Below are 18,127 nucleotides of genomic sequence, written 5' to 3' on the forward strand. Positions count from 1 at the left end.
ATACGCATCATGCCGAAATCGGATCAATCACTCGTCCTCATCCTCGGCGACCAGCTGAGCATGACACTGCCAAGCCTGCGCCGCGCCGACAAGGCGCGCGACGTGATCCTCATGGCGGAGGTGATGGCCGAGGCCACCTATGCGCGCCATCACAAGAAAAAACTGGTGTTCTGCTTCTCCGCCATGCGCCATTTCGCCGAACGGTTGCGGCAAGAGAAGTGGCGCGTCGACTACGTGACACTCACCGATCCCGAAAACACCCAGACTCTGAAAGGCGAAGTGGCACGCGCCTGCGCCCGCCACGGCATCTCGCATGTGGTGATGACGGAACCGGGCGAGTGGCGCCTGAAGCAGGAACTTGCACCTGTGGAGATGCTGGAGGACACCCGCTTCCTCTGCTCCCACGCCTCTTTCCGGCAATGGACGCAAGGGCGGCGGGAGTGGCGCATGGAATACTTCTACCGCGACATGCGCCGGCAGACGGGCCTGCTGATGGAGGGCGACGCACCGGAGGGCGGGCAATGGAACTTCGATGCGGAAAACCGCAAGCCTGCGAAAAGCGGCACGCGCTTTGCTCCGCCGCCACGCTTTGAACCGGACGCCATCACGCAAGACTGCATGCGCATGGTGATGACGGTGGCGGGCGACAATTTCGGCTTGATCGACCCCTTCTGGTTTGCCGTGACGGCGGAACTGGCGGAGACGGCGCGCGACCATTTCCTGACGCAGGCCCTGCCGCGTTTTGGCGAAACCCAGGACGCGATGCTCGCCGGCGAGCCCTTCCTCAATCACGCCGTCCTCTCGGTCTATATCAATGCCGGATTGCTGGATCCTCTGGATGTGTGCCGCCGCGCCGAAGCCGAATACCGCGCAGGCCGTGCGCCGCTTGCCGCTGTGGAAGGCTTCATCCGCCAGATCATCGGCTGGCGCGAATATGTGCGCGGCGTCTACTGGATGACGGCTCCGGATTATGTGAACCGCAACGCGCTGGGCGCCACGCGGCCCATTCCGGATCTCTACTGGTCCGGCGAAACCGACATGAACTGTCTGGCCCAGGTGGTGCGTGAAACGCGGGGCAACGCTTACGCCCATCACATCCAGCGCCTCATGGTCACAGGGAATTTTGCGCTGCTGGCTGGCATTGACCCCGTGCAGGTGCACGAATGGTATCTCGCCGTCTATGCCGATGCCTATGAGTGGGTGGAGTTGCCGAACACGATCGGCATGGCGCTCCATGCCGACGGCGGACTGCTGGCCTCCAAGCCCCATGCGGCGTCTGGCAACTACATCAACCGTATGTCGGACTATTGCGCCACCTGCCGGTATGACGTGAAGCAGCGCACCGGCGAGAACGCATGCCCGTTCAATTTCCTCTATTGGGATTTCATCGCCCGCCACAAGCAGCGCTTCCGCCGCAACCCCCGCATGGCCAACATCTGCCGTGGGCATGACCGCTTCGACGCCGCTGAGCAGAAACGCATCAGCGTGGCTGCGGATGAATTCCTCGCAAACCTCAAGCCGTGGGCTTAACGCGCGGCCGCACCGGCACGCTTGTTGAGCAGGGACGTCAACCAGTCCGGATCCATCTGCGGCACGGATGAGAGAAGCAGTTCCGTATAGGCGGGATAGGGCGGGTTCAGCACTTCCGACTTCAGCCCCTGCTGCACCACCTTGCCCTTGTACATGACCACGATCTCATCCGAGATGGCGCGCACCGTGGCGATGTCGTGGGTGATGAACAGGTAGGTGACCTTCGTTTCCTTCTGCAGCTTCATCAGCAGCTTGAGGATTTCCTCCTGTACGATCTGGTCCAGTGCAGAGGTGACTTCGTCGCAAATGATGATCTCGGGCTCGGCAGCCAGCGCCCGGGCGATGGAGATGCGCTGCTTCTGCCCGCCCGACATTTCGCCGGGATAGCGGTCGATGAAGTCTTCGCTCAGCTCGATTGACTCCAGCAGCTTGACGATGCGGCGATCCTTTGCAGCACCCGTGAGGCCAAGGTAGAATTCGAGCGGCCGTCCGATGATGTCCCGCACCGTCTGGCGCGGGTTGAGCGCCGTATCGGCCGACTGGTAGATCATCTGGATGCGGCGCAGCGTGTCCCGGTCGCGGTCCTGCAGGCGGGCGGGAAGGTCCTTGCCGTTGAAGGAAATGCGCCCCTTGGACGGCGGCAGCAGCCCCGTGATGGCGCGCGCCAGCGTGGACTTGCCGGACCCGGATTCGCCCACCACGGCCACGGTCTTGCCGCGGGGAATGCGCACCGTCACGTTGTCCAGCACCTTCATGACGCCGGAGTAGCTGGCATCCACGTTGCTGATGGCCAGTGCGATGTCGTCGCTCTTCTCTTCCTTTTTCTCCAGCTTGCGCACCGCCCAGAGCGACTTGGTGTAGTCCTGCGTCGGCGCCTTCAGCATGGCGCGGGTTTCGGCTTCTTCCACCAGGTTGCCGTAGCGCAGCACCATGATGCGATGTGCCATCTGCGCCACCACGGCGAGATCGTGGGTGATGTAGATGGCGGCGGTGTTGAACTCCTCGACGATGCGCCGCATGGCCGCGAGAACTTCCACCTGCGTGGTCACGTCAAGCGCCGTTGTCGGCTCGTCGAAGATGATGAGGTCGGGACGGCAGGACATGGCCATGGCGGTCATGGCGCGTTGCAGCTGCCCGCCAGAAACCTGGTGCGGATAGCGTCCGCCGATCGTGTCCGGATTGGGAAGCTGCAGCCGTTTGAACAGGTCCTTGGCGTCGGCTTCGGCCGCGTTCCTTTCCATCACATGATGGTTGAGCGCGCTTTCCGTCACCTGCTCCATCAGTTTGTGGGCCGGGTTGAAGGATGCGGATGCACTCTGCGCCACGTAGGAAATGCGCGACCCCCACAGGTCGCGGAGCTTGTCCTGCGAGGCGTGCACGAGATCGATGCCGTCGAACATCACGGAGCCTGCCGTGATCTTGCAGCCGGGCTTGGTGTAACCCATGGCGGCGAGGCCGAGGGTGGACTTGCCGGCCCCAGACTCTCCGATGAGGCCCACGACTTCGCCCCGCTTAAGCGTGAGGTCGAGGCCCTTGATGATGGGATGCCACTTGTCGTCGGAGTAGCCCTCGATCTTGAGACCCTTGATTTCGACGAGGGTCGAACCCTTGACGCGGGATTTGTCTGTTGTCTTGGTCTCACTTGTCATCGCGCAGCCCCGAAGTCTTGTGCAGGAACCAGTCCACCACGAAGTTCACCGCCACCGTGAGCAGCGCGATGGCTGCGGCAGGGATGAGCGGTTGCGGACGGCCGAAGGTGATGAGTGTCTTGCTCTCCGCCACCATGGAGCCCCAGTCCGCCGTGGGCGGCTGGATGCCGACGCCCAGGAATGACAGCGCCGCGATGGTAAGGAAGACGAAGGAGAAACGCAGGCCGAACTCGGCGATGAGGGGCGGCAGGATGTTGGGCACGATCTCGCGCAGCACAACCCAGCCAAGGCCCTCGCCGCGCAGCCGTGCCGCTTCAACGAAGTCCTGTACGGCAACCGACAGCGCGGTGTTGCGCGCCAGGCGGAAGACGCGGGTCGAGTCGAGCACGGCGAGGATGAAGACAAGATTCAGGATCGTCTTGACGCCTTGGCTGAACACGCCCTGCAGGCCAGGCACCTGTTCAATGACATCGAAAGGCCGCATGGCGAGCAGCATGAGGGCGAAGATGAGCACCGGGATCGACATGAAAATGTCGACGATGCGCGACAGGACCTGGTCAAGCACACCGCGCGTCACTGCGGCGTAGATGCCCAGCACACCGCCGATGCTGAAGGAGATGCACACGGTCAGGAGGGCGATGCCGATTGTGTTGCGGGCGCCATAGATCACGCGCGAGAACACGTCGCGGCCGATCTGGTCGAGGCCAAAGAGGTTCTGCCCCGAAGCGGGCCCATAGGCCTTGCCGACGATCTGCGCCTCGCCATAGGGCGCAATCCACGGCGCGAAGACCGCGCAGATGAGATAGACGAGGATCACGGTCATGCCGAAGAGCGCGCTCGGCGGAGCCGATTTGAGGGTCCGGACAGCCGACTGCAAGAATGTGCGGCGGCTGCGGATGGAGCGGATATCGGCGGGTTCCGTTGTCATTTGGGATGCAGCAGCCTAGGGTTGGTGACGATGGCGACGATGTCGGCGAGAAGATTGAGCAGGATGTAGGTCGCGGCGAAGATCAGTGCGCAGGCCTGGGCCACGGGCATGTCACGGCTGCTCACCGAGTCGACCATCAACTGGCCGATGCCGGGATAGGTGAACACCACTTCGACCACCACGACGCCGACGACGAGATAGGCGAGGTTGAAGGCGATGACCGTGGCGATGGGGGCCCAGGCATTGGGAAGCGCATGGCGCACGATGACCTGCCAGCGCGACAGGCCCTTGAGCCGCGCCATTTCAATATAGGGGCTGGCGAGAAGCGAGATGATGGAGGCCCGCGTCATGCGCATCATGTGCGCGATGATGACCAGCGTCAGGGTGAGCGCGGGCAGGATGGCCTTGTGCAGGTGTTCGCCGAAGGGCGTGTTGGCGGAAATGGTGGAGAGCGGCGGGAACCAGCGCATCTTCACCGCGAGGAAGAAGACGAGAATGTAGGCGACGAAGAATTCGGGCGAGGCAATTGTGGTAAGCGTGGCGGCGTTTGCCACCCGGTCAAACCAGGTGTTTCGGTACAGCGCAGTGAGAAGGCCAAGCCCGAGGGCGAGTGGAACTGCAATGATGGCTGTGAGGGCGGCAAGGAAGAAGGTGTTGTACAGGCGCGGTCCAATGATGCCCGCCACGGTGCGCACGTTCTCCGAGCGCCAGCCACCGGCGCCAGCAAATGACTTGCCGAAATCGCCGCGAACGGCACCCGTCACCCATTCCACGTAGCGTGTGGTCGCGGGCCGGTCGAGGCCGAGGGAGTGATTGAAATTGGCAACGGCCTCAGGCGTCGCGCCCTGGCCAAGGATGGCCTGGGCAAAACCCCCGGGCAACATTTCCAGCGTCGAAAAAATGATGACCGACACCGCAAGCAATGTCAGCAACCCCAATCCCAGACGCTGCAGCACGGTTCGGACAACCGGATGCATTGGCTCACTCCCCACTTTTCTTGGGCCGGTCTTCTGTGTCCCGGTCCATAAAATGCTAGCAGACTGATACGTCATTGCCAGCGGTTTTTCGGTTGGGCTTTCACGTTTGCGACACACTCAAAACAAAACACCCCGCCGTTTCCGGCGGGGTGCATGGTGTGACTAACCTTGGGTGGTGATTATGCGAACCACCAACGGTCGTACATGTAGCCGCCGTCGTGATCGTTGTCGGCGTTGAGGTCGCCATGGGCAACCTTCGTCGACAACGCGCCCACATAGTTGGCGAACATCATCACGATCTGGCCGCTGTCGTCATGGACGAGCTGCTGCATCTCCGCATACATGGCGGCGCGCTTGGCATCGTCCGTTTCCGCACGGGCCATCGGCAGCAGTTCGTTGAAGCGCGGGTTCTTCCAGTGCGTGTCATTCCACGCGGCATCGCCGGCAAGCGAAACCGTGAGCATTGCGTCAGCCGTCGGACGGCCGCCCCAATAGCAGTGACACCAGGGCTTCTTGATCCAGACGTTGTCCCAGTAACCGTCGTTCGGCTCGCGGACCACGTCGATCTCGATGCCGGCGGCCTTGGCCTGTTCGGCCATCAGCAGCGCGCAGTCCACGGAACCGGCGAAGGCCGCATCGGCCGCCGAGAGGCTGACCTTGAGGTTTTCCATGCCGGCCTTCTTGAGCAGCGACTTCGCCTTGTCCGGATCGTAGGTGTAGACCGGTTCCGGGTTGGTCGCGAACTTCATGGCCGAAGCGATCGGCGAGTCGTTGCCGGGCTTGCCGTAGCCGAAGAGGACCTTGTCCACCAGTTCCTGGCGGTTGATGGCCCACTTGATGGCCTGGCGGACTTCGAGCTTGTCGAAGGGTGCCTGGTCCACCAGCATCGGCGCGTTGTAGTACTGATAACCCGAGACGTTGTAGAGCTCGGTATCAGGCGCCGACTTCAGCATGTCGATGGTCTTGAGGTCCGCCTTGTCGGAGAAGTCCACTTCACCGGCGAGATAGGCGTTGGTGCGGGCCGCAGGATCGACGATCGAAAGCTGCGTCACTTCGTCGAAGTTCGGCGGAGCGAAGGCGTTCGGATTGCGCTTGAAGTGCGCCTTCACGCCCGGCTCGAAGCCATCAAGCACGAACGGACCAGCGCCGTTGCCAGAGAGGTCCGGCTTGCCGTCGACGATGGCAAGGATCGGGAACTGGTAGTTGGACAAATTGTAGGGGAAGTCCGCATCCGGGCCCTTCAGTTCGAACACAACCGTATCAGCGCCGTCGGCCTTCACCGAAGCGACACCGGCGAGATAAGCCTTGCCGGGCGACTTGGAGTCGGGTCCGATGTGGTAGTTCACGGTGCCCACGACGTCATCAGCCGTCACCGACTTGCCGTTGTGGAAGGCCACGCCCTTGCGGAGCTTGAACACCCACTTCTTGGCGCCGTCGGCCGGTTCCATGCTCTCGGCGAGATAGGGAACAATGTTGCCCTTGGGGTCGATGCGCACGAGCGGAGCGCCCGTGAGGCCCTTGCCCCAGGCGAAGTTCATGCCGTGGGCCCAGGTCGCCGGATCGAACGTGTCGGTCGTGGCGCCATGGCCGAGGCCGGCGCGGAAGTGGCCGCCCGGCTTGGCTTCGGCGCGGGCCGCCCGCACGAACAGCGCGTTCGCGGAGGTCAGCGTCAGGCCGCCGGCCAGCGCGAACTTGGTGAAGTCACGGCGGGAGAGCTTTCCCTTCGTGACCGCCCGCTTCGCGAGCTCCAGTTTATATTCAAATTCAGTCATGTTTCACTCCGTTATTGGTGTGGGTGATGCTGGGGGAAGTGGACGGCGCAAGAAAGCTGGCGAACCCTGTGCCGCTCTCGTCTCGCGAAACGCTCCCCACATATTTTTCTTATGGCTCCAAACGAGGCCCATCCGTTTTTGCCGGACTTGGATGCAAGCCTTGCATGGCCTTGTCCCGCCGTCAATTCTCTATGATGTGAAGCAAAATGGCGCCTGTGATCCGGATTGACGGTTTGCGTCGTAAAAGAGTCGTTTGCACATCAGGGCTCCCACACACGTGAAAAAAATTCGTATTGCCGTCGTCGGCAGCGGCATCTCCGGGCTGTCGGCGGCCTGGCTTCTGTCGCGCCGCCATGATGTGACATTGTTCGAGGCCGACCACCGCCTGGGAGGTCACACCAACACCGTCAACGTGAGCGTTGCGGGCGGGACAACGGCGATCGACACGGGCTTCATCGTCTCGAACACCTGGACCTATCCCAATTTCTCCGCCTTCATGGACCACCTGGGCGTGGCCATGACCAATACGGCCATGAGCTTCTCCGTCAGCGCCGAGAATGGCCGCTATGAATACGCCGGCGAGAACCTCGCAACGCTTTTGGGCACGCCGCGGCAATGGGCTTCTCCCCGGCACTGGCGCATGATTGCCGATCTCGTGCGTTTCTACCGCACGGCCGAGCGCCTCGCCCCCCAAATGCCGGAGTCCATGACGCTCGGCCAATTCCTCCACCGCGAAAATTACGGCGAGACCTTCATGCGCCGTCACATCCTGCCCATGGCCGGGGCGATCTGGTCTTCGACGCCGGAACAGGTGGCGGCCTATCCGTTGCGGGCCTTCGTCCGCTTCTTTGCCAACCACAAGCTCTTTGCCCTCGGCCAGCGGCCAGACTGGCGCACCGTGACGGGCGGCTCCCGGCAGTATGTGAAACGCCTCGTCGCCGACGGCCGATTTGCCGTGCGCCTCTCCTCGCCCGTTGCCGCCCTCCGCCGCGGAGTCAGTGAGGCGCACCTCACGCTGGCCGGGGGCGAAACCGAATCCTTTGATGCCGTGGTGCTGGCCACCCACGCCGATCAGGCCTTGGGCCTGCTCTCTGATCCTTCGCCGGCAGAGCGGGCCCTGCTGCGGCCGTTCAAGACATCACCCAACCGCGTCCTTCTCCACCGCGATACCTCCCTCATGCCGCGTACGCGGCGGCTTTGGTCGGCTTGGAACTACCGGGGCGACGAGGGCGGTCAGGATTCGCGCCTCGCCGTCACCTACTGGATGAATGCCTTGCAGAAGCTGGAAACCTCCACCCAGCACTTTGTTTCACTCAATCCGCAGCAGGACCCGGCGGCGCATCTCATCGATGGCACATTCCAGTACCGCCATCCGCTGTTCAACGTCGAGACGCTCGCGGCCCAGCGCGAACTCTGGTCACTGCAGGGCGTGAACCTCACCTGGTTCTGCGGCGCCTGGTTTGGTTCCGGTTTCCATGAGGACGGCTTGCAGGCGGGCCTCGCCGTCGCGGAACAACTGGGCGGCGTGGCCCGGCCCTGGACGGTGGCCGAACCGTCAGGCCGCATCCATGCGGCGCCACTAGCAGAGTCCCAGCCCTATCCCTTCCGCGAGGCCGCTGAATGAGCGTGGTCCCGGCCATCTACGTGGGAACCGTCACGCACCGCCGCCTGCGCCCGGTGCCGCACGCGCTCCACTACGATGTCGCCTCCCTGCTCGTCGATGTCGATGATCTCGCCACGGGCCGCACGCCGCTCCTTCTCTCCCACAACGGCTTCAATCTCTTTTCCATCCACGACAAGGATCACGGCGATCAGGGCGGCGCGGCGAGCATCCGTGACTATGCCTGGCGCGAGGTCAGGAAGGCCGGCCTGGAAGGTGAGGTGTCACGCATCGTCATGCTCGCCTATCCTCGCATCCTGGGTTACGCCTTCAACCCGCTCACCACCTATTATGCGCTCGATGCCGCGAGCAACGTGCGCCTGATGATCTACGAGGTGCACAATACCTTCGGTGGCCGCCACACCTATGTGGTGGGGCCCGATGGCGATGCAGGGGCGAGTTTCGGGACGGTGGACAAGGTCTTCCGCGTCTCGCCCTTCAATGGCGTGGAAGGCACCTACGGGTTGCGTGCCTCGCCGCCCGGCGAGACGGTAGCGGTGGGTGTGTCTTTGACGACAGCGGAAGGCCCGCTGCTCAAGGCATGGTTCCGGGGAGCGCGCCGCCCCCTCACCTCCATAGGCCTGCTCGCCATCTTCGCCCGCCTGCCGTTCCAGTCCCTCAAGGTCATCGGCGGCATCCACTGGGAGGCCTTGAAACTTTGGCTGAAGGGCCTCAATCTGCAATCGCCTTCGTGAACGAAGGGACATCGAGGCGGGTGGGGAACCATGAGTGAGGGCATTCTCGGCAATCTCATTTTGGCGGCAGCACGTCGGCTGCTGCCCAAGGACTACAAGGGCTCACTGGAACTCACGCTGCCGTCGGGGCGGAGTGTGCTGCTCGGTGAAAAAGGCTCGGGCCTCGACGCGGATCTGCATCTCACCAACTTCAAGGTGATCTGGGCCTCCATCCGGCGCGGCCAGTTGGGCTTCTTCGAACGCTATCTCGCCGGCGATATCGAAAGCCGCGATCCCACGTCATTCTTCCGCTTCTACCTGCAGAACCGCTCCGGCCTCGACAAGGCATCCACCGGTGTCTTTTTCGCCAGCCTCTTCGACAAGATTTGGCACCGCCTGCGCGACAACACCAAGGACGGCTCGAAGGAAAACATTTCCGCCCACTACGATCTGGGCAATCAATTCTACAAGCTCTGGCTGGACGACACGATGAGCTATTCCTCCGCCGTGTTCGACGGCACGGGCAACAGCCTGGAAGCCGCCCAGCGCCGCAAGATCGAAAAGGTCCTGGAAGCCGCCGGAGCAGGACCGGGCAAATCCATCCTCGAGATCGGCTGCGGCTGGGGTGGTGTCGCCGAAGCGGTGGGCAAGGCTGGCGGCCACCTGCGCGGCATCACGCTCTCGAAAGAACAACTCGAATTTGCCCGCGAACGCATGCGCCGCGAGGGATTGGATGAGAAGGTCGATCTTGTCTTCGAGGACTACCGCGATACAAAGGGCACCTTCGACGGCATCGCCTCGGTGGAGATGATCGAGGCCGTGGGAGAAGCCCACTGGCCCGTCTACTTCAAGACCCTCTTCGACCGGCTCAAGCCTGGCGGTGCAGCGGCGATCCAGGGCATCACCATCGCCGAAGAGAACTTCGACGCCTACAAGAACGGCGTCGATTTCATCCAGCGCTACATCTTCCCCGGTGGCATGTTGCTGACCAAGGAGATCATCCGCGAGCAGACGCGCAAGGCCGGATTGATCTTCGAAAAGATGGAATGCTTTGGCCTCTCCTATGCGCGTACCCTGAAAATGTGGCACGACCGCTTCGAGGAGGCCTGGCCGCGCATCGAACCGCTCGGCTTCGACGAGCGCTTCCGCAAGCTCTGGAAACTCTATCTCTGCTACTGCGAGGCGGGCTTCACGGAAGGCATCATTGACGTCGGCATCTACAAGCTCCGCAAACCTGCCTGATCAGGTGAGGGCCTGCAGCCCCCACAGCAATAGCGCGTAACGCAGTGCCTTGCCCGTTCCCACCAGCAGCGCAAAGGGAAGGAACGGCACGCGCATCAGGCCGGCCGCGAGCGTCAGCGGATCGCCCAGCACCGGGACCCAGGCGAGCAGCAGTGTCCACACACCGTAGCGGCCCGCGATTTCCTGCGCCCGCGCCAGTTTTTCCTTGGACACCGGAAACCAGCGCGCTTCCGAAAAACGCTCCACATGGCGGCCGATCCACCAGTTGACGATGGAACCCGCCGTGTTGGCGAGCGCTGCCACGGCGAAAAGGGAGTAGGCGGCGTCAGGCCATTCCGCTGCCGTCGCTACAAACGTCGCCTCCGACGTGCCGGGCAGCAAAGTGGCCGATAGGAAGGCGGAAGCCGCCAGGGCAAGATGGGCAATGAATTCTGGCACGTCCTGTCATCGCTTGAGCACGGCGCGCCGGATGAGCGCGAAGTACAAGCGATAGGGCAGCAGGCGGGCCAGCTTCAAGATGACAACAAAGCGCGCCGGGAAAGCGATCTCAAAGCGCCCGCTGGCGAGGCCGGCGATGCTCCGCCGGGCCGCCTCCGGCGCCTCCATGAGGAAGGGCATCTCGAAATCATTCTGCGCGGTGAGGGGTGTCCGAACGAAGCCCGGGTTGATGACGCTCACCGTGATGCCGTCGGCCTCCAGTTCAGGCTTGAGACTTTCGGCAAGGTTGATGAGCGCGGCCTTGGTTGGCCCATAGGCCGCCGCCTTCGGAAGCCCCCGATAGCCCGCAACAGAGGCAATCCACGCCACATGGCCTTTGCGCCGCCCCCTGAAAACGGGCAGCACCGCGGAAAGCACATTGATGACGCCCATGTAATTGGTATCGACCATCCTGCGGAAGGGATCGGGAGAGAAGGTGTCGAGTGCGACCGGCCGGTATGTGCCGGCACCTGCGACGACAAGATCAACCGCACCCAACTCCTGCTCGATCCGCGCAAGCACCTCGCTGAGTTGCTGCGCATCCGTCACATCGGCGGGATAGGCGCGCAGGTTGGGCTGGGCTTTGGACATCTCATCAAGGGCGGATCGTGTGCGGGCGGTGATGGCCACGGTGACGCCGCTGTCCGCAAGTTGCCGGGCCATCTCCGCCCCGATGCCGGAGGATGCTCCCGTGATCCACGCCACCTGCCAGGGCAGGGACATGGTTCAGATGCCGACGAAAGGCTGCGCCAGCCGCGCCCAGAAGGACTTGAACCGGGTCGGCGCTTCCGTTGCGACAACGCAGATGCATTCCACATCCGAATCCACGTGGGGGGCGTGTTCCGTCTCCGTGTCGAGGTCCGCCACATCTCCCACACCATAGCGCCCGGTGTGATCGGAATAGGAGCCCTTGAGGATGAGCGTCAGTTCTTCGCCGCCATGGCCATGGTCAGGCAGCGCCTTCCCCGGTGCAATGCGCAGGAGTTGCAGCCGTGTCCGTGCACCGGGCGTCAGCGGCACATCGAACTTTGCGATGCCCGGCGCCTTGGTCTTCCATTTGAGGTTGGACAGCGACGTGCCGTTGATGAGATTGCACAGCGGTGCCGGCACCTCGCCCACGGTCGCGGCGCGCGTCGGACGGCTTGCCCGCACCACACCGTCGAGGCTGGCAAGGGTGGCGGCGCGGCAGGTGTCGCTCACGCCGCTGGCATCGAGGTCTTCCAGCGCCAGTCCGCCAAGGCTCTCGGCCACGCGGATGGCGGCCCGGCATTCGGGGCACATGGCCGCATGGGCGGCCACGATCACGCTGTGCGCCTCGCCCAGCGTTCCCGCCGCATAACCCATGAGCGTCGCATCATCGAGGTGATGGGTGATGGTCACGTCAGTGTCTCCAGTATCTTCTTGAGCCTGCGGTAGGCCAGCCGCATGCGGCTCTTCACGGTGCCGAGCGGAATGTGGAGCCGCGCCGCGATTTCACTTTGCGGCAGGTCTTCCACGTAGCTGAGCACCAAAAGCTCGCGTTGTTCAGGCGGAATCTGTGCCAGCGCCTTGGCCACGGCGCTGTCTTCCTGGACGCGGCGCAAGGCCTCGTCCTGTCCCGGTTCATCGCTGGCGACGTCGTAGTCGTCGAGGTCGGTGAACTGGCTGCTGCGCTCGCGGCGAAGCCGGTCGATACGCAGGTTGCGGGCGATGGTAAAGATCCAGGTGGCAACCGAACCGCGGTCTGCTGCATACAGCATGGCCTTCGACCACACCGCGATCATGGTTTCCTGCACCAGGTCTTCGGCCTGCTCGGCCGAGGCACCCTTGCGCATCATGAAACTTTTTACCCGCGGGGCAAAATGGTCGAACAGCGCTGCAAAAGCCTGCCGGTCCTTGGACGCGGCCACCTTCGCCAGCAACGCGGCATGTTCGCGGGCGGCGAAATCAGGCGATTTTCCGCTCGTCACCATGCCCAAAGCCAATGCTGTCATGTACCGTCTCTCCTGCAGGGAGATTACGGCACGGTTGCCAAAGCGGATTACTGCAGCTTGCGCTCGATTTCCTCATTGAACTCCTTCGAGAAAACCTTCTTCTTGCCTTCAAAGGCCTCGATCTGGCCCCAGATGATCCAATGGGTCTTGCTGGCCGTGAGCCGCCCCTTGGTCTCGGTGCGGACAGACCAGCGTCCGCGCTTCCGGGTTTCGGTCCAATGCGTCTCCATCTTCGCCGAAAGCGGATCGTCGGGCAGGATCGTGTAGTATTCGCGTCCCACCCCGCCGATTTCGAGGCCGTGCGACGTGACCTTCGAAGTTCCGAAATCGTCGATGATCTCCAGCCGCACCTCGCCCGTGGCGGGATCTATCGTCTTCTCGCGCTTGTGGAATGGCTTGCTGATGGTCGTCTGCTTGAGTGGCGGCGCCGATTGCGGTCCGGCGAACACGACTTCCTTCTCGTTCTTCTGCGGCTTGCGGATGGGCAGCGTCAGCGTCGAGGGTCCGGCATGGATGGTGAGTTCCGGCGCCTCCGCCACGGGCCACATCATCGGGAAGTAGGTCGTGGAAATGGAGACACGGATCTTGTGGCCCTTGGGAACCTTCCAGGCAATGTCGTCCAGCTTGATCTTCATCTTGCTGCGCTTGCCGGGTTCGAGCGGCTTTGGCGTCTCGCGGCTGGCGCTCATGCAGAGGTTCTGCAGGTGATAGGTGATCCGCGTCGTCTCGCCCGAGGGCCAGACGTCATTGAGACGGACCGCCACATGCGCCACCGGCTTGTCGGAGGTGAAATGGAGGTCGATCGACGGCTGACCGACGATCTCCATGTCTTCCGTCAATTCCGGTGAATCGAAGGTGATCGATTGCGCATCGTCATCACGCTGGTCGCCGGGAAATTCCGGTCCGAGCCAGATGATGCAGTATTCGCCCCCGTCGAAGCCACACGTTTGCCGCGACGAAATCTTCAGGTCCTTTTCCGTGCCCGGCTTGGGGGCGATGCCGCTGGCCGTGAGGTTCCAGGTGCGGTTGTCCACCGTGCCGTGGCCCCAGAAACTTTCCGCAATCCAGCGCCCGGAGATCTCCTCCGGGAACGAGCCGGGCGGGTAGGCGTCCATGAGGTAGACGCGGTAATCCGGATCGAGCGTCACGCCGGTGTTGATGTTCTTGAGATAGAAATCCCACCAGCGCAGCATTTCCTGCAAGCCCCCGATGCGCGGACCCGGCACCGCAAAATGCGGATACTTGTGCGCCCACGGCCCGATGATGGCTTTGCGAGGCACACGCATGTTGCGCATCATGCGGGGAATGGCATTGGAATAGGCGTCGTTCCACCCGCCGATCAGCAGCGTCGGAGTCTGGATCTTGTTCCAGTCCTCGCAGATGGAGCCGTGCTTCCAATAGGCGTCGCGATGCGGATGCTTCAGCCAGTCGATGAGCAGGAAAGGCTCGTGCGCAAGACGCTCCAGCCACATCTTCTTCCATCCCTTGCCCACGATCTCGGGATCGGGCGGACGCGACGAATAGGCCAGCATGGTCGCGGCCCAGCCGTGCATCTCGTTGAGGACGGTGCCGCCCTTGTAGTGCACGTCATCCTCATAGCGGTCGTCGGTGGAGCAGAGCGACACGATGGCCTTCAGGGCTGGCGGGCGGAGGGCCGCGACCTGAAGCGCATTGAAGCCGCCCCACGAAATGCCGAACATGCCGACATTGCCCGAGCACCATTTCTGCCGGGAAAGCCAGGCGATCACCTCCAGGGCATCTTCCTGTTCCTGGCGGGTGTACTCATCATCCATCAGCCCGCCGCTGTCGCCATTGCCGCGCATGTCGACGCGGACCGAGGCATAACCGTGCCCGGCAAAATAGGGGTGGGTGAGCTGGTCGCGCACGATGGTGCCGTCGCGCTTGCGGTAGGGCAGGAATTCCAGGAGCGCGGGAACCGGGTTCTTCTCGGCATCCACCGGAAGCCAGAGCCGCGCCGCCAGCTTGGTGCCGTCGGAGAGGGGAATGAACAGGTTTTCGATTTCCTTCACCTTGCGTGGGAAGGAGGAGATGACTTTGATGTCTTTGCTCATGAAAATTCCGTCTGTTGGGGCTGTTATGCCTTAAGTTCAGGGGCAACCGCAACCTGCGCCACGTCTCTGCCCGAAGCACCCTTTGAAAAGGGGCTATCCCGGCCCCGTTAGGGTTAACGGGAGCATTCCGGCGTTGCGTGCAGTTTTCATGAAAATGCAACCATTCGCGTTAGCCGCCCCGCAACCGCAGGAACGCATAAGGCTCCCCACGGCAATTTCTGAAACTGGGGAGTTTCCACATGCCAGCTGTCTGGACGAACAATCAGATCGTCAGCAATCTGCTGCGCGACGGGTCAAGCTGGAGTGGCCAGACCGTCAACTATTCGTTCTCCGCAGTGGCCCCCGCCATTTCCTTCAATGCCTGGTATGGCGAAGGCAACGGCTTCAGCCAGTTCTCCCAGGCCCAGAAGGACATGGCCGTCCTGGCGCTGAAACTGTGGGACGACCTGATCACCGTCGATTTTGTGGAGAACAACGCCGCCCCCCAGATCACGCTGCAGAACTCCACCACCAATGTCAGCTACGCGCACGCCTACATGCCGGGCGGATCGCCCGGCGGTTCCGTGTGGTTCAACCCGAACTACAATTCCACAACAGGCACGAACGACCTCGTCACACCCAAGATCGGCAGCTGGGGCGCGCTCGCCTACATGCACGAGATCGGCCACGCGCTGGGGCTTGATCATCCCGGCGAGTACAATGGTGGCAGCCCCACCTATGCCGCCAACGCGCTCTATTCGATGGACACGATCCAGTACACGATCATGTCCTATTTCGGTGCCAGCAACACCGGTGCTGACTGGATCGCGAGCGATAACCGCTCCTACTATGCGCAGACGCCGATGGTGCACGACATCCTTGCCATCCAGGCCCTCTACGGCGCCGAGACAACCACCCGCACCGGCGACACGCGCTATGGCTTCAACTCCACCGCCGACAGCGCGATCTATGATTTCACCCAGAACAAGCATCCGGTCATGACCTTGTGGGATTCGGCCGGCAATGACTGGCTGGATCTCTCTGGCTTCACCACGGCCTCGCGCATCGACCTCAATCCTGGCGCCTTCTCCGATTGCGATGCCATGACCAACAACATCGCCATCGCCTATGGCTGTGACATCGAGAATGCCGCTGGCGGCGCGGGCAATGACACCATCCTGGGCAACGCCCTCGCCAACATCCTGAACGGCAATGCAGGCAATGACACGCTGAATGGCGGCGCTGGCAATGACACGCTGACGGGCGGCACCGGAGCCGACATCCTGATCGGCGGCGATGGCAACGACATCTTCTACGCCGACATCGCCGACTTCCTGCTCCAGTTCGATGGCGGCGCGGGCTACGACATCCTCTATCTCAGCGGCACCCAGACCATCACCTACAATTATCTGGCCTACGGCATCGAGGAACTGGTCCTGACCGATTCCCCGCCGCCGCCGCCCCCGCCGCCCCCACCACCACCGCCTCCTGCGTTGGTGACGCTCAACGGAAGCAGCGCAGCGAACACGATCACTGGTGGCAGCGTCAGCGAGATCATCAACGGCCTCGACGGAAACGATACCTTGAACGGCGGAGCTGGCGACGATGTACTCAATGGCGATGCCGGCAACGATACACTGAACGGCGGTGTGGGAAACGACAGCCTCAATGGGGGCATTGGCATTGACACCGCCAACTACAGCGACGCAACAGCGGCGGTCACCGTCAGTCTCGCGATCACCACTTCGCAGGCCACAGGCAGCAGCGGCAGCGACAAGCTGAACAGCATCGAATATCTCCGGGGATCCGCCTTCCACGACACGCTGACAGGCGACGCGGTTGCCAACAAGCTGGAAGGCCTGGATGGCAACGACGTGATCAGTGGCGGTGCGGGAGCCGATACCCTTTATGGCGGCAATGGCAATGACTCACTGAACGGTGATGCCGACAACGACGTGATCTATGGTGGTGCGGGCGACGACATTCTGAACGGCGGAGCAGGAACAGACACTGCCTCGTACAGTGATGTTGCAGTCGCCGTAACGGTCGACCTGTCACTCCTCGTGTCCCAGTTCACCGGAAGTGGAAGTGATACCCTCATCGGCATCGAGAACCTGCGTGGCTCCGGATACGACGATATATTGAGCGGCAGCAGCGTCGTGAACAAGCTGGAAGGCTTGAACGGCAATGACGTCCTCAGCGGTAATGCCGGCAATGACACTATCCTCGGCGGCACAGGCAACGACACGCTCAACGGGGACGCGGACAATGACAGCTTGAACGGCGGCGCCGGCGATGACGTTCTGAACGGCGGCACCGGTATCGACACCGCAACCTATAGCGACGCCACCGCGGCCGTAACGGTGAGCCTTGCGATTTCAGTGGCCCAGGCAACGGGCGGAAGCGGCAGCGACAGGCTCTCGAACATCGAGAATCTCACTGGATCAGCCTTCAATGACACGCTGACCGGGTCATTCACCAACAACACGCTGAGCGGCCTCGCGGGCAACGACGTGCTGAACGGCGGCGACGGCATCGACACGATTCTGGGCGGAGCGGGAGATGACACCCTGAATGGCGATGCCGGAAACGACACGCTGAATGGCGGAGATGGCAACGATACGATCAACGGTGGCCTCGGCACCGATACCGTGAATTACAGCGACTCCACGGCAGCCGTGACTGTCAACCTCGCGCTGACCGTGCAGCAGGCGACCGGCGGCAGCGGCAGCGATACGCTGACAGGCATTGAGAGCATTCGGGGCTCGGCCTTTGCAGACACGCTCACGGGGTCGACCCTCTCCAACTATCTTTATGGCATGGACGGCAACGACACCCTTTCCGGTGGTGACGGCGCGGACCGCCTCATCGGCGGCAATGGAGCCGACACCCTGACGGGCGGCACGGGCGCCGACATCTTCTATTTCTACACTTTGGCCGAATCCAATCCGCAGCAATTCGACACCATCACCGATTTCACCGAAGGCGTGGACAAGATCAACCTGAGCGCCATTGATGCCATTGCGGGCGGCGTGAATGATGCTTTCACCTTTGGCGGATCGCTGCTGGTCAGCCAGTCCGGGGGGATGACGTACATCACTGCCGATACCAACGGCGACAGCCTGGTGGATTTCAAGCTCGCCCTCACGGGAAGCCACGCGCTGCACGCCACGGACTTCGTGCTCTAGGCGGGC

At 62.5% G+C, this 18,127-nt stretch carries 14 protein-coding genes; 5 read left to right on the top strand and 9 right to left on the bottom strand.

What is annotated here, in order from left to right; all coding sequences use genetic code 11:
* Positions 1-9: 9 nt before the first annotated feature.
* Positions 10-1,530, top strand: coding sequence for a cryptochrome/photolyase family protein (locus IPM06_08210; protein MBK8770398.1), 1,521 nt, complete (start codon positions 10-12; stop codon positions 1,528-1,530).
* Here IPM06_08210 and IPM06_08215 read toward each other — a convergent pair.
* The 4 genes from IPM06_08215 to IPM06_08230 all read right to left on the bottom strand — a co-directional run bounded on the left by IPM06_08215 (position 1,527) and on the right by IPM06_08230 (position 6,856).
* The gene (locus IPM06_08215) at positions 1,527-3,179 is read right to left on the bottom strand and encodes an ABC transporter ATP-binding protein (protein MBK8770399.1); all 1,653 of its coding nucleotides are present in this window, start codon (positions 3,177-3,179) and stop codon (positions 1,527-1,529) included. The genes IPM06_08210 and IPM06_08215 overlap by 4 nt on opposite strands.
* A complete protein-coding gene (locus IPM06_08220; GenBank protein ID MBK8770400.1) occupies positions 3,169-4,107 on the bottom strand; it encodes an ABC transporter permease in 939 nt (312 codons plus the stop codon). The genes IPM06_08215 and IPM06_08220 overlap by 11 nt, the downstream gene beginning before the upstream one ends.
* Positions 4,104-5,084: an ABC transporter permease gene (locus IPM06_08225; GenBank protein MBK8770401.1), complete on the bottom strand. Its 981-nt coding sequence runs from the start codon at positions 5,082-5,084 to the stop codon at positions 4,104-4,106. The genes IPM06_08220 and IPM06_08225 overlap by 4 nt, the downstream gene beginning before the upstream one ends.
* 179 nt (positions 5,085-5,263) lie before the next feature.
* On the bottom strand, positions 5,264-6,856 hold the full coding sequence (locus tag IPM06_08230; GenBank protein ID MBK8770402.1) for an ABC transporter substrate-binding protein: 1,593 nt from the start codon (positions 6,854-6,856) through the stop codon (positions 5,264-5,266).
* 253 nt (positions 6,857-7,109) lie between these two features.
* Here IPM06_08230 and IPM06_08235 point away from each other — a divergent pair, with 253 nt between their 5' ends.
* Genes IPM06_08235 through IPM06_08245 form a run of 3 tightly spaced genes read left to right on the top strand, consistent with a single transcriptional unit; the run spans position 7,110 to position 10,432 of the window.
* Positions 7,110-8,480 carry an FAD-dependent oxidoreductase gene (locus tag IPM06_08235; GenBank protein MBK8770403.1) on the top strand — a complete coding sequence of 457 codons (1,371 nt, stop codon included), beginning with the start codon at positions 7,110-7,112 and terminating at the stop codon, positions 8,478-8,480.
* Positions 8,477-9,211 (top strand): DUF1365 domain-containing protein, encoded by a 735-nt coding sequence (locus tag IPM06_08240; protein MBK8770404.1) that lies wholly within the window; start codon positions 8,477-8,479, stop codon positions 9,209-9,211. Before IPM06_08235 ends, IPM06_08240 begins: the two co-directional genes overlap by 4 nt.
* Positions 9,212-9,241: 30 nt before the next feature.
* A complete protein-coding gene (locus IPM06_08245; protein MBK8770405.1) occupies positions 9,242-10,432 on the top strand; it encodes a class I SAM-dependent methyltransferase in 1,191 nt (396 codons plus the stop codon).
* Here the strand turns inward: IPM06_08245 and IPM06_08250 are convergent, their stop codons facing one another.
* The 5 genes from IPM06_08250 to IPM06_08270 form a co-directional block, all read right to left on the bottom strand.
* The gene (locus IPM06_08250; GenBank protein ID MBK8770406.1) at positions 10,433-10,870 is read right to left on the bottom strand and encodes a DedA family protein; all 438 of its coding nucleotides are present in this window, start codon (positions 10,868-10,870) and stop codon (positions 10,433-10,435) included.
* A gap of 6 nt (positions 10,871-10,876) precedes the next feature.
* Positions 10,877-11,632: an SDR family NAD(P)-dependent oxidoreductase gene (locus IPM06_08255; protein ID MBK8770407.1), complete on the bottom strand. Its 756-nt coding sequence runs from the start codon at positions 11,630-11,632 to the stop codon at positions 10,877-10,879.
* A 3-nt stretch (positions 11,633-11,635) separates the two neighbouring features.
* Positions 11,636-12,289 carry a cupin domain-containing protein gene (locus tag IPM06_08260; protein ID MBK8770408.1) on the bottom strand — a complete coding sequence of 218 codons (654 nt, stop codon included), beginning with the start codon at positions 12,287-12,289 and terminating at the stop codon, positions 11,636-11,638.
* Positions 12,286-12,861 carry a sigma-70 family RNA polymerase sigma factor gene (locus IPM06_08265; protein ID MBK8770409.1) on the bottom strand — a complete coding sequence of 192 codons (576 nt, stop codon included), beginning with the start codon at positions 12,859-12,861 and terminating at the stop codon, positions 12,286-12,288. Before IPM06_08265 ends, IPM06_08260 begins: the two co-directional genes overlap by 4 nt.
* Positions 12,862-12,929: 68 nt before the next feature.
* Positions 12,930-14,942 (bottom strand): CocE/NonD family hydrolase, encoded by a 2,013-nt coding sequence (locus IPM06_08270; GenBank protein ID MBK8770410.1) that lies wholly within the window; start codon positions 14,940-14,942, stop codon positions 12,930-12,932.
* 251 nt (positions 14,943-15,193) lie between these two features.
* Here IPM06_08270 and IPM06_08275 point away from each other — a divergent pair, with 251 nt between their 5' ends.
* Positions 15,194-18,121, top strand: a complete 2,928-nt coding sequence (locus IPM06_08275; GenBank protein MBK8770411.1) for a M10 family metallopeptidase C-terminal domain-containing protein — start codon at positions 15,194-15,196, stop codon at positions 18,119-18,121.
* Positions 18,122-18,127 lie beyond the last annotated feature (6 nt).

The organism is Hyphomicrobiales bacterium, assembly GCA_016710435.1.
Lineage (GTDB): Bacteria > Pseudomonadota > Alphaproteobacteria > Rhizobiales > Aestuariivirgaceae > Aestuariivirga.